Source organism: Helicobacter acinonychis, from assembly GCF_900461455.1.
Lineage (GTDB): Bacteria > Campylobacterota > Campylobacteria > Campylobacterales > Helicobacteraceae > Helicobacter > Helicobacter acinonychis.
On sequence record NZ_UGIA01000001.1, the window covers coordinates 19,942 to 33,026 of the forward strand.

Annotated in this window: 11 protein-coding genes; 3 read left to right on the forward strand and 8 right to left on the reverse strand. The window is 38.4% G+C overall.

All coding sequences use genetic code 11. The annotated features are described in order from the left end of the window. The first annotated feature begins 68 nt into the window (after window positions 1–68). From rpsT to DYI00_RS00115, 3 genes are all read left to right on the forward strand, one after another. On the forward strand, window positions 69–338 hold the full coding sequence (gene rpsT / locus DYI00_RS00105) for a 30S ribosomal protein S20 (protein WP_001273618.1): 270 nt from the start codon (window positions 69–71) through the stop codon (window positions 336–338). Between the two features lie 118 nt (window positions 339–456). Then, window positions 457–1,515 (forward strand): peptide chain release factor 1, encoded by a 1,059-nt coding sequence (gene prfA / locus DYI00_RS00110; RefSeq protein ID WP_011578332.1) that lies wholly within the window; start codon window positions 457–459, stop codon window positions 1,513–1,515. Window positions 1,516–1,625: 110 nt separating this feature from the next. Beyond that, the gene (locus tag DYI00_RS00115) at window positions 1,626–3,449 is read left to right on the forward strand and encodes a dentin sialophosphopreproprotein (protein WP_104709251.1); all 1,824 of its coding nucleotides are present in this window, start codon (window positions 1,626–1,628) and stop codon (window positions 3,447–3,449) included. Between the two features lie 263 nt (window positions 3,450–3,712). Here DYI00_RS00115 and DYI00_RS00120 read toward each other — a convergent pair whose 3' ends face one another. From DYI00_RS00120 to DYI00_RS00155, 8 genes are all read right to left on the reverse strand, one after another. Then, window positions 3,713–5,734 (reverse strand): methyl-accepting chemotaxis protein, encoded by a 2,022-nt coding sequence (locus DYI00_RS00120; RefSeq protein WP_104709250.1) that lies wholly within the window; start codon window positions 5,732–5,734, stop codon window positions 3,713–3,715. 144 nt (window positions 5,735–5,878) lie between these two features. Then, a complete protein-coding gene (rpsI, locus tag DYI00_RS00125) occupies window positions 5,879–6,268 on the reverse strand; it encodes a 30S ribosomal protein S9 (RefSeq protein WP_011578329.1) in 390 nt (129 codons plus the stop codon). Further along, window positions 6,265–6,690, reverse strand: coding sequence for a 50S ribosomal protein L13 (rplM, locus tag DYI00_RS00130; protein WP_104687693.1), 426 nt, complete (start codon window positions 6,688–6,690; stop codon window positions 6,265–6,267). The genes rpsI and rplM overlap by 4 nt, the downstream gene beginning before the upstream one ends. A 278-nt stretch (window positions 6,691–6,968) precedes the next feature. Next, window positions 6,969–7,157: a DUF5408 family protein gene (locus DYI00_RS00135; protein ID WP_011578327.1), complete on the reverse strand. Its 189-nt coding sequence runs from the start codon at window positions 7,155–7,157 to the stop codon at window positions 6,969–6,971. 1 nt (window position 7,158) lies between these two features. Further along, the gene (locus DYI00_RS00140) at window positions 7,159–8,511 is read right to left on the reverse strand and encodes an FAD-dependent oxidoreductase (RefSeq protein WP_104687692.1); all 1,353 of its coding nucleotides are present in this window, start codon (window positions 8,509–8,511) and stop codon (window positions 7,159–7,161) included. Window positions 8,512–8,563: 52 nt separating this feature from the next. Then, entirely contained in the window at window positions 8,564–9,979 is a 1,416-nt protein-coding gene (locus DYI00_RS00145) for a C40 family peptidase (protein ID WP_011578325.1), read from the reverse strand. Window positions 9,980–9,998: 19 nt separating this feature from the next. After that, on the reverse strand, window positions 9,999–11,990 hold the full coding sequence (gene rpoD / locus DYI00_RS00150) for an RNA polymerase sigma factor RpoD (RefSeq protein ID WP_104709249.1): 1,992 nt from the start codon (window positions 11,988–11,990) through the stop codon (window positions 9,999–10,001). 389 nt (window positions 11,991–12,379) lie between these two features. Then, complete coding sequence (locus tag DYI00_RS00155) at window positions 12,380–13,075, reverse strand: 5'-methylthioadenosine/adenosylhomocysteine nucleosidase (RefSeq protein WP_104709253.1); 696 nt, start codon at window positions 13,073–13,075, stop codon at window positions 12,380–12,382. Window positions 13,076–13,085 lie beyond the last annotated feature (10 nt).

The window sequence follows — 13,085 nt, forward strand, 5'->3', positions numbered from 1 at the left end:
CTATTTTTAATCAATTTTTAGATAGGATTATGCCAAATTTTACATTACAAAGGGATTAAAACAAGGCTATGGCAAATCATAAGTCCGCAGAAAAACGAATCAGACAGACCATTAAAAGAACCGAAAGAAATAGGTTCTATAAAACCAAAATTAAAAATATCATTAAAGCCGTGCGTGAAGCGGTCGCTGTCAATGATGTCGAAAAAGCTCAAGAGCGTTTGAAGATCGCTAATAAGGAGTTGCATAAATTTGTCAGCAAGGGTATTTTAAAGAAAAACACCGCTTCTAGGAAAGTTTCAAGGCTTAACGCTTCAGTGAAAAAAATCGCTCTCGCTTAGTTTGAAGGGTGGTTTAACTCCTTTAGCTCATAATGAAATTTTATTATTGGGCTTCTTTTTAAGTTTTGCGTTTTTTAGGTTGTTGCATCTTTTTTTTTAATTTTATAGGTAGTCTTGCATGTCCATTCTAGCCGAAAAGCTTTCTTCCATTCTCAAACGATACGACGAACTCACAGCCTTACTCTCTAGTGCTGAAGTAATTAATGATATTAAAAAACTCACTGAATTGAGCAAAGAGCAAAGCTCTATTGAAGAAATTTCAGTGGCGAGTAAAGAGTATTTGAGCGTTTTAGAAAATATCAAAGAAAATAAAGAGCTTTTAGAAGACAAAGAATTGAGCGAACTCGCCAAAGAAGAATTGAAAATTTTAGAAATTAAAAAAAGCGAGCTAGAAACTACGATTAAGCAACTCCTTATCCCCAAAGATCCTAATGACGATAAAAATATCTATTTAGAATTAAGAGCTGGTACAGGGGGCGATGAAGCGGGCATTTTTGTAGGGGATTTGTTTAAGGCGTATTGCCGTTATGCAGATTTGAAAAAGTGGAAAGTAGAGATTGTGAGCTCTAGTGAAAATAGCGTAGGGGGCTATAAAGAAATCATCGCTTTGATTAAGGGCAAGGGCGTGTATTCAAGGCTCAAATTTGAAGCAGGCACGCACAGAGTCCAAAGAGTCCCTGAGACAGAATCTCAAGGGCGTATCCACACTTCCGCTATCACGGTAGCGATCATGCCTGAAGTAGATGATGTGGAAATTTCTATCAATCCTAGCGATTTAAAGATTGAAGTGTTTCGTGCTGGTGGGCATGGGGGGCAATGCGTCAATACCACAGACTCTGCGGTTCGCATCACGCATCTCCCCACTAATATCAGCGTGAGCATGCAAGATGAAAAATCGCAGCATAAAAACAAGGACAAAGCCCTAAAAATCTTAAAAGCACGCCTTTATGAAAAACAAATTGAAGAGCAACAACTCGCTAACGCTAAAGACAGAAAAGAGCAAGTCGGCAGTGGGGATAGGAGCGAAAGGATCCGTACCTACAATTACCCGCAAAACCGCTTGAGCGAGCATAGAATCAATTTAACTTTATATAGTTTAGAAGAAATCATGCTTTCAGGGAATTTAGATGAAGTGATCAACCCTTTAATCGCTCATGCTCAAAGCCAGTTTGAATAAAATCCCCACTAAGATAATCAAATAAAGTTAAAAAACCCATTTTTTTAAAATCCCGTTTAGGTTTCTAAAAATAGTCTATAATGCTCATAAGAGATATTTTAAGGTTATAGATGAAGATTATAAAAATATTTTTGATGATAACCATTAGCCTAAACGCTATAAGCGTGAATAAGGCGTTGTTTGATTTAAAAGATGCGCAATTAAAAGGGGATTTAGTCTCTAAAGCGGTGGATATTGGGGGGTATCAAAGCAACACTAAAGAGTGGGGGGCTACCGCTTTAAATTATATTAATGCGGCTAATGGCGATGCGAAAAAATTCAGTGCATTGGTGGAAAAAATGCGTTTTGGCTCTAATTTATTGGGGACTTTAGGAATGCATGCACGTTTAAAACAGGCTTTAAAATTGCAAAAAGATTTGCAATACTACCTTAAGATCATCGCTAGGGATTCTTTTTACAGTTACCGCACCGGTATTTATATCCCTTTAGGCGTTTCTTTAAAAGATCAAAAAACGGCTCAAAAAATGCTCGCTAATTTGAGTGTGGTCACGGCGTATCTCAAAAAGCAACAAGAAAGCCAAAAAGTCCAAAGTCCTTATTACAAGAATGATTACTACAACCCCATGAATTACTATAACCCTTATTATGGCATGTATGGGATGGGTATGTATGGCATGTATGGCGGTTTGTATGGGGGATTTTTTGATGGATTGTATGGCTTTTACCCTAGCATGTTTTTCATGGCACAGGTTCAAGATTACTTGATGTTAGAAGATTACATGTATGCAATAGACAACGAAGAAAGCTTGGAGCATGAGGATGACAACCAGTTGAATGCACCTACTGATGATAAATCCCAACAACCAACCGATCTCATGAGCTTTTATCGTGATCCTAAATTCAGTAAAGATATTCAAACCAACCGCTTAAACCATGCCCTAATCAATTTAGACAATGGCCATACGCTCAAAGACAACGCGCTTTTTAAAACTAATGCCATGCCCGCTAAAAGCGTCAATGCGATCACTTCTCAAGCCAAAGAGCTGGACCATTTAGTGGGGCAAATCAGAGAAATGAAGCAAGATGGGGCGAGCCCTAGCAAGATTGATGCAGTTGTTAATAAAGCTATGGAAGTTAGAGACAAGCTGGATAATAACCTTAATCAACTAGATAGCAGCTTAAAAGACTCTCAAAAAGGGCTTTCAAGCGAGCAACAAGCTCAAGTGGATAAAGCGCTAGACAGTGTGCAACAATTAAGCCATAGCAGCGATGTGGTAGGAAACTATTTAGATGGGAGTTTGAAAATTGATGGCGATGATAGAGACAATGCAGACGATTTGGCGAATAACCCCATTCAAACGCCCATCAATGATGCAGACAATATGCACACAGATGATGACAAAGACAAGGGAAATAACGCGCTCATAAACCCTAACAACCCCACGGATATTAAAACCGATGGCGCCGCTGACACAAAGGGGAGCGACACTGACAATAAAGATGATAACACTAACATTGATGCTAACGATAACAGCAACGCTAACGACACCGACGATAAAAACACCAACGGCATGGATAATACCGACGATACCAATAACACTGATGCGAACGACATGAACGATAATAACGCTGATGATTCGAATAACATGAACGATAATAACGCTGATGATTCGAATAACATGAACGATAGCTCCAATGATACCAACGACGATTCAAGCAACATGAACGATGACATGAATGACGACATGAGTGGCACAAACGACATGGGTAATGGCGATTCTGGTGATATGGGGGACAACGATGATATGGGTGGTAGCGATGATATGGGTGGTAGCGATGATATGGGTGGTAGCGATGATATGGGTGGTAGCGATGATATGGGTGGTAGCGATGATATGGGTGACATGGGCGATATGGGCGATATGGGGAATTGATAACAAAATTTAAAAAACGCTAGAAAAAGCGTTTTTTATAATCTTATAAAAGGGCTTGATTTGAATCCAAGCGATAACCGCTTTTAAAAGAGGTTTTTGGAGTTAGGGGGATTTTAAAAAGGGGCTGTAGGGGGAGAAGTTTTAAAACGCCCTTTATTCTCTTATGATTTTTATCATAAAATTTAAAATGATATTCTCTTGTGATTTTGATAATAAAATAAATCTAAAACGATAAAATAAAGCTTAACCCACCATTTTTGGAATTAAAACTTCTTTTTACCCACATCTTCTAAAATATCTTGGGAGATCCCATCAATTTTATCGCTGACTTGTAAAGAATGGTTAGCGATAGTCAAATTATCTTGCACATCTTGTTGCAAGGCGTTAATGGAGCGGTGGATATTTTCCACGCCCTTATTTTGCATTTTAATGGATTCAGCGTTATCGGCGATGCTTTGAACAAGAATATTAATATTCGCTTCAATTTCACTGAGCGATTTTTGCGTCCTTTCAGCGAGCTTTCGCACTTCATCAGCCACCACCGCAAAGCCTCTCCCATGCTCGCCGGCTCTTGCGGCTTCAATAGCAGCATTTAGGGCTAATAAATTCGTTTGATCGGCGATGTCTCTAATCATATCCACCACGCTTTTAATGTCTTCGCCTTGAGAGATCATCTCTTGGCTTTTAGAATCAATCGTTGTAATGATATTAGTGATTTCTTCTAAGGATTTAGTGGTGTTTTGCAAGCTTCTTTCTTGCTTGTGGGCGGTTTTGGTCAAATTATCCACGCAAGTTTTTAAGTCTTTGGATTCATTATTGAGCGTGTTAGCAAACCCTAAAGAAGCTTTAAGCATGCTAGAAATTTCTTGCCCTAAAGTGTTGAGCGCTTTTTCCATGTTGGCTTTAGGGTCTTGGATATGGTGGGTAAAATCCAAATTTTTATAATGCTCTAGGGCGTTATTTAAAGCTTCTATGTTAGCGCCAATTTGGTTGCGAAAATACTGAATAATGCTATTAATCGTGTTTCTTAAGGCTTGCAAGTCTTTGTTTTTAGGCACGCATGCGATTTCTTGGGTGAAATCCCCACTTTCCACAAAATTAGCCACTTCAAGGCTGTTTTGAATCGCTTCATTATCGGCTTGAATGCTTTCTTGAGTTTTAAGGATATTTTCATTGATAGAAGCTTGCATATGACCGATTTCATCATAGGCGTTTGGGGGTGTTAAGCTTATGGCATGATTATTTTTAGGGTTATTGAGCAGGTTGAAAAAATCATTTAGGGTGTTATTGACCACATTGATGCGTTTGGTGACAAGATTGGAAATAATGACAAAGACTAAAAAAGCTAATACCAACACGCCTAAAATCAAAGTGGTGATAATAATGTATCTGGTGTTTGTCGCTTCTTCAAACACTAAAGACTTATTGATGTATTTCCCAATAGCCCAACGCCAATGATGGCTGTTATCCCCTTTTTCTTCAAAAAAATCAAAGGGCTGTATGGCTAAAAAGGTTTCTGTATTCCCGCTCAATGAATGGTAACTCAAAGTGCCTGCTTCGTTTTTGTCATAATATTCTACGGCTTTAGCCACTCGTTTATCCGGATTGATAGCGCTCAAAATTTTACTTTGGATCTCATGATTGGGGTTGATTAAAAGCCTACCGTCTTTCCCCATTAAAAAGGTGTTACTTTTACTTGTGCCTACTATATCTGTATAAAAGGCATCAATGTTTAAAAAGAGGTTTAACGCGCCCATAGAATTTTGATTTTTATCCATTAAAGGAAGAGTAATATCCATGCCATAGATTTTATCGCCGTTGATCTCTTTATAATAGGGGTCTGAGTGGGTCGCCTCTTTGAGCGATTTGGCTTGATTGGTCATGTTTGGATTGAGTGCGATGCTAGGATAAAGGATTTTTGAACGGGTATTCATCGCAGTGATGACCCGCTCATTGTCCTTCGTATAAATAGCGCTAATCAATAGCACATGAGGGTTTGCGAGTAAAAATTCAGAGAGCAAGCGCCTTTTTAGAGCGTCATTGACAGAGCCGTTTTCATCGCTTAGAAATTTTTCAAGGGTATTAACGCCAATAAAAATGCGCTTCATAATGCCTTGAATTTTAAAACCAGTCAGTCGGGCTTCTTTTTGCAACAATTCCGTGGCTTGGTGTTGCAACACGCTTTCAACCTTGTAGTTGATAATAACGCCCATAATAGCACTAATAGCAACAACAACCGCACACACCATTATGACAATTTTAAAACCAATTTTTGTAGATTTCATCGCCCTTGCCTTTTACAACTGATTCAATAACGAATGATCATTATACATTATTTTGAAACTTTAATAAAATGAGAAAAGAGAAAAGAATAAAATAAATAAAATAAGAGAGAGCCAAAGCCCCCCCAAAAAGGGGAGTAAAAGAAATTATCTTTTAGAGAATTGCGGGCTTCTTCTGGCCTTTCTTTTACCATATTTTTTGCGCTCGACCACCCTTGAATCCCTAGTGAGCAAGCCTTTAGGTTTTAAAATGGCTCTAAAAACAATATCATAAGCGTTCAAGGCTTTAGAAATGCCATGCCTTAAGGCTTCCGCTTGTGCAGAATACCCTCCACCAAAAACCACCGCTTTAATATCCACGGATTGCTCTTGTTTGGTTAAAAGTAAGGGTTGCATGACTTTCATTTTAATGGCTTCATGCCCACCTAACCATTGGTTTAGGCTTTGCTCATTGATACTCAATTCGCCTTTACCCGGAGTGAGCCACACTTTAGCGATAGCCGTTTTTCTTTTACCGGTAGCATAGATTTTTCTCATTTAGCGTCCTTTTTGCTAGTTTGTGCGGTGTGAGGGTGCTTATCATCACAATAAACTTTGAGTTTTTTAATCATCGCTTTCCCTAATTTCGTTTTAGGGAGCATGCCCCTAACGGCTAAATGGTAGAGCTTTTCAGGGGTTTTTTCTAGCATTTCTTGGAGAGTTTTACTCTTGGTGCTGCCAAAATAGCCTGAATGGGTGAAATACTCTTTATCTTCTAATTTCATGCCTGAAAATTTAACCTTATTGGCATTGATAACGACTACAAAATCCCCACAATCCACATTTGGGGTGTAAAAAGGGCGGTGTTTCCCTCTTAAAAGCACGGCGATTTCAGTGATCAAGCGGCCAAAAACTTTGTCCTTAGCGTCCAAAACGACCCAATCACGAACGATGTCACTGACTTTAGCAGTCTTTGTCATAAGAATCCTTTGATAAAATTAAAGCGACTATTATAAGAAAATAAACTTAAATATTGCTGAATTTAAGGAAAGTTTAAAGTTGAGTATAATAAAGAGTTTGCATAACAAGTGATAGTTTCTTAAGCGGTCTTCTTGGGTTAGGGGGTTTTTAGTTGGGGGTTGTAGGGAGAATTATTTCAAAATACCCCTTAAGGGAATGAGTTTTTACTATAAAAATTAAATTTAAAAAACCCTATTTTAAAACAAAACTTTCGTTACTGCTTAATAAACCAAAGCCCCTATTGTTGCCCTTGATTGAGTCTTTCTTCTATTTTTTTGATTTTTTGGCTCATTTGAGCGCTCGCATTGATTTGATTGATAAGCATGTAAAGGTTTATCATCATCAAAAGCACCACCACAAGCCCTAAAAAAAAGACAATTTTAACGGCTTTTCTAGCGATTTCTTGGGCTTCTTGTCCTTCTTGCATTTTAACTTTCCAACTCTTCTGGAGATAAATCTTTATAAAATCGTTCTAATTCAAAGCTTTCGCCCAAATACGCAACGATTTCTTGGGAATCCACAAGGGCGTTTTGTAAGCAACTTGTCGCGCCTGGAGAAGGGGTCATGTTAAAAGTAATGCCTTTATGGGTGCAAATCTTTTTTTCGCCTAATTCTAGTTTTCGCTTGGTTTTGTCTAAAACTTGTGGGCGCACTTCGCCAAAACCATGGGCGTATTCCAAATCTTCTAGGCTAAGAGAGGGGATGATTTTTTGAGCGTCTTTTAAAAACTCCCTTTTACCAATAACAGGCAATTCAAAAACCATGTTTTTAAGCACATAATTACGGATTTCTTTATCGCTCATCAAATCAAATGCAATCTTAAACACATCTTTATTCAAATCCATTTTCAATAATTCCAGACTAATGCCCTTAAGCCAACATTTGTTGCGCTCTAATTTAGGCATCGCTAAAGCGGTGGGTCCGATTCGCGTTTTGCCTTTAATGATTGCATCAGGGTCGCCATGCACGGCCGCAAAAGGGAGTTTGGGGTTTTGAACGGTATAAACCTTACCCTTCAATAAATCCGGCACAAAATAAAAACTGCCCGCCACAGGCAAGCACCCTAAATCCAAGCCATAGCCCATGCTTTGAGCCAAAGGCAAAGCGTAAGATCCAGCGTTGACTAACACGAATTTAGCATACACTTCTTCAGCGTCTTCTGAAATGAGTGCATAAGTGTCGTTGCGTTTTTCAATCTTTTTCACTTTGAAGTTTAAAAACACCTGGTTGTTGGGCTTTAATTTTAAGGCTTCTTCTACAAAGTTTTCGCTCAACTTCGCGTAATTCATCGTGCTCCAATCCTTCCTAAAGCCATGCCCAATGATGCTTTCATGCCTGTCTATGCCATTAGCCCCCAAAATCACATTGGGTTCTAATTCCTTAATCGTTTGTTTGTCAAATTCCTCTAACCCCACAAAAATTTCTTTAAAGGACTCGTAGCGTTTTTTCATAAACTCGCATTCTTCATCGCCCACGCCAATAGCCATTTTTTGGGTTTCAAAAATCGCCTTGTTTTGCAAGCCTTTATTCAAAGCGTATTGCCTGGTTTTATAAGCGCTCAAACGCACTTTTTTGGCTTTTTCAGGAGTGTAGTTCGTTTCAATAGAACCATCATGGATGGTTTGCGAATTAGCTTTAGCGCTGGAGCTAATTTGAGCTAATTTAGAGCATTTTTCCACAATAGCCACGCGCTTTAAGGAGCTGTATTCACTCAAAGTATAAAAGGTCGCACACCCTGAAACCCCACCCCCGATAATAACGGCATCAAATTCCATACTCATTGTCTTTCTCCAAAATTTTAAATTGATAAATTGCAATCATAATATAAGAAAATCAATTCGCGTTTAAAGGGCTTGAAGTTTTGAGCATGAGATCTTTTAAATCGCTCATTCCAAGCACTCTGTCAATCAATAATTTCTTTTTAGAAAACGCCCCATTATGCTCTCTAGCTAGCCATAACGAAGTGATCACCACGCCCCCTATGTTATGGATCAAGGTTTTAAAATGCTTTTGGGTTTGCAATGACCAAATGCTGTGAGCGACGATGGCTTGATGGTCTCGTTCGCCCAAATAAAGCATGATATGCCCTTTTAAATATAAAAGCGTGCCAAAAGGCGTGGCGTTTTTAAGGATATAATCTTCTTTTTCTTTGGCTTTCATGGAGCTTAAATCCACATAATTGTTTGCATAACGGCTTTGTGCATAGGAATTTCTAGGGAGCAAAATGCCAAAATTAGCAAAACTATCTCTAGTGAAAGCCGAGCAATCCCTATTACCCAATGTCCCTCCCCAGCCGTATTTTTGCCCTAGCATGGTGTTTATAAAATACGCCATGTTTTCGCCATTAAACGCTTTGGGGAAAACAAAAAAATCTTTTTCATTTAAGATCACGCTTTGTAAGGTTGCATAGCCTTGAGAGTCTTTTAAAAAGCCATAGACTTTTAAGGACTCTTTTTCTTGTTTCTTTTGTTTTTTTTGCTCCCCTTGTTTTTCTCGCTTGGGCAGATTTTGATCTTTAGGGATGATGGGAAACAATTCGCCCACTCTCGCTTGCGTGTAAAAATTCCCATACTCCGTATAAAGGGGGATTTTATCTCTTATAGGCATGACATAATTTTTAAGTTGGGTTAAAAATTTTATATCTTTATCACGCATATAAGCCAAATCGCTAACTTTAATCCAACCATAAACAAAACTGCTTTGAATGTGAGCATAAGTTTTATCCGTGTTGAAATGCGTGATCAAAACCGGTGTGCCTTGAAAAATCAAGGAATTTTGATACCTATCAAAGGGATAGCCTTTTTGAGAGCGGTAATAAGGCTTGTTAGTGGGCACGGCTCTCACATCGCTATCTCGCACTACAACGGCTTTAATTTTAGCGCTCGGATAATGCACAATGTCCATGCTTTTAATGAGCGCGTCGTTGAAAGCCTTTGCATTGGGCTTTAGATCTTCGCCATAACCAGTGGATCTATTCATCTCTTTAAGGATCCAAAACACTTCTTTTTTATTGCGTTTGACTTCCATATCTTGCCATGGGGAATACCACGCCTTGAGATAGCTCTCTTTTAAACTCTCTCTTAACGCCTGGGGGTCAATATTGTTACCACTATTGCCATTATTACTACCATTTTGAGAGTTTGCAAGATAGTTTGAAGCGTTTTGGGATAAGGATAAATCTTTGAGCGTGAAATTCTTATTCACGCAACTTGTAAACAAAAACAAGAAAGCCAAAACAAAATAACGCATGCTTTAGAAAAACCTTAAATCAAATGCGCAAATAGTTTCTTAAAATGCGTCCATATTGCGGACTTCTCAATTTTTTAATCGCAGAGCTTTCAATCTGGCGCACCCTTTCTCTGGTGACATTCAATTCCTTGCCAATTTCTTCTAAAGTTCGATCGCTCTCATCGTCTAAAAGCCCAAAACGCATGCGGATCACCGCTTTTTCTCGCTCGTTCAACTGATCCAAAACGCCTTCAATCTGCACTTTTAAATCCTCTCGCATGATGTGATCAATGGAGCTTACGATATTCTTGTCTTCTACAAAATCCCCAAATTTACCATCATCATCATTGCCGACTGGGGTTTCTAAACTGATAGGCTCTTTAGTCACTTTGATCACATTTTTCACTTTGTCTAACGAAAGCCCCACTTCTTCAGCCACCACTTCCAAATCAGGCTCTTTGCCGTTTTCTTGCATGTGTTTGCGCATGACTTTATTGATGCGATTGATCGTGTCAATCATGTGGATGGGAATGCGGATGGTACGGGCTTGATCGGCTATGGCTCTGCTGATAGCTTGTTTGATCCACCAAGTCGCATAAGTGGAAAACTTAAAGCCCTTTTCATATTCAAACTTATCCACCGCTTTCATCAAGCCGATATTACCCTCTTGGATCAAATCCAAAAACGGCAAACCTCTGCTCGTGAATCGTTTAGCGATGCTCACTACTAATCTTAAATTAGATTTAGCCATTTTGTTTTTAGCGCGATCGGAAATCAATTTCCCTCTTTTGATTTGCTCTAAAATTTCTTTAAGTTTGTTAGGGTCTAAATCAAAGCCTTCTTCACTCGCTTCTTTAGTCAAAAAGAGTTTTTTGAGATCCATATACACGCTCACCATAGTCGTTTCAGGCACTTGAGCGATAATGTCTTCTTTAGTCATGTTGGTGATATTGGACAAAATCTTTTGATGGTTTGCGATCAAAGTGTCGTTGAATAAAGGCAATTTGTATTCCAAGCGTTTCAATTCTTTTTCAAACCCATCGCCGCTTTTTAAAGTGGTTTCCATCGTTTTGACCAATTCGTTAATGAGCTTGCTAGTAGGCTCTAAATCATAGAGTCTGTCTTTAAGCGTTTGGCGTTTGTGCGCTAAAGTCAATAAACGCACCAGCTCGTCTTCTTTTTCATCAACAGGGGCTTCAAGGGCTTTAAGCCATTCTTTTTTAGCCTTGTCTAGGGCTTTAAAACTCTCTTGAACTTTTTCTACGCGCTTTTTATTTCTTTCAGAAACGACTTTTTTTTCCTCTTCATTTTCTTCGTCCTCTTCATTGTCATCATTTTTTTTAGAATCGCTCACACTATTTTCATCATTTCCATCGTCATCATCAAAGCTCCTAAAAAGCTCTTTGACTCTTCTTTCGCGATTGATTAAAGCGTCTTTATATGCATAAATGAAATCAATCAAATACGGCACCGAGCAAATCGCATCTAAAATAATGTCTTCACCTAAGCGGATTTGCTTGCTCAATTCAATTTCTTCTTCTTTTTTCAAAAGATCAATATTCCCCATTTCACGCAAATACACGCGCACCGGACTATCGCTCCTGCTCCATTCCAAAAATTCTTTTTCTTTCAAAAAGTCATAGCCATCTTCTAACTCTTCATCTAAAACTTTTTGCTTTTCTTCGGTGTTTTTGATCCGATCGATTGCGTTGAGTTTTTTAGCGTATTCTGAAGAGCTGACTAATTTCTTTTGGTATTTTTGGCACAATTCTTTGATTTTTTTGATTTGGGCTAGAGTGGGGACTTTCGTGCTGATTTGAATGATAGACTCATAGGAAACGCAATCGCTCAAGGAATTAGCGAATAATTCTTCTAATTCTTCATTGAAGCTGGGCTTTTTAGTCGGCTTGGTTTCTTTAACTTTGGTTTCTTTAATTCTAGTTTCTTTGGGTTTGTTCTCTTTGATTTTGCCCTCTTTGGCTTCTGTTTTAGCTCTTTTGGGGGCTTTTTCTTCGTTAGCTTTCTTTTTCATTGAACACTCCATAAAATAAAACCCATGCTTTTAACAAGCTAGGTCTATAAGATCTATAAGATAAGATACACCTATTCCTTTGTTATTTTATTTAAAAATAGCTTAAATTCTGATTATATTATTGGAATTTGGCTCTATTTAATGGAGTTAAAAAAATGCTCAAAAGCATTTTTTACAATAAAATAATAAAGAGCTTGATTTTAATCAAGCGATAATTTATTAAAAAAGCGGTCTTCTTGGGTCAGGGGGGGTTTTAAGGGGGAGAGTTATTTCAAAATACCCCCTATCCCCTTAAGGAAATGAGTTTTACTATAAAGAATAAAGTTAAAAATCCCTATTTTTAAAAAAATTAAAAAGCTTTGAGTATTTATGTTTGATGAAAACCAACCTTAAAGCTCATCTACCATGCTTTTTAAGAATTTCGCTGAAGTTTTAGCGCTTTTTTCTAAAAATGCATCAAAGCTAATATCGGCTTTTTCATCGGCGTTATCGCTAATGCTCCTTAAAACACAACATGGCACGCCAAATTTTTGGCACACAAGCGCCACGCTCGCCCCTTCCATTTCCACCGCACTCGCCTTAAACTCGCTAGTTAAAAACTCTTTTCTTTCCTTGCTATGCACAAACTGATCGCCTGATGCGATGATGCCTTCTTTGAGCGTAATATTTTGCTCGTTAGCGATTTTTTTAGCTAGGGCGTTTAAATCTTTACTCGTTTCAATAAAAATCGCGCTTTCTGGGATAAACCCTAAAGGGTGATCAAACGCGCTCAAATCCACATCATGCTGGACTAATTGTTGAGCCACCAACAAATCATTGATTTTTAAATCCTTAATCAAACTCCCAGCTACCCCACTAAAAAGCACCTTTTGAACGCCAAACGCTAAAATCATGCTCGTCGTGGTTAAAGTGGAATGCACCTTGCCAATTTTGCTATAAGCGACAACGATTTCTTTATCATTATAAACGCCTTTATGGAAAACATTCCCCCCTAAAGAAATCTCTTCAAAATCCACGCCAAACAATTCTAAGATGGGGGTTATTTCTTCTCTCATTGCCCCTAAAATGCCAATTTTTTGCACCACTTTTTCCTCA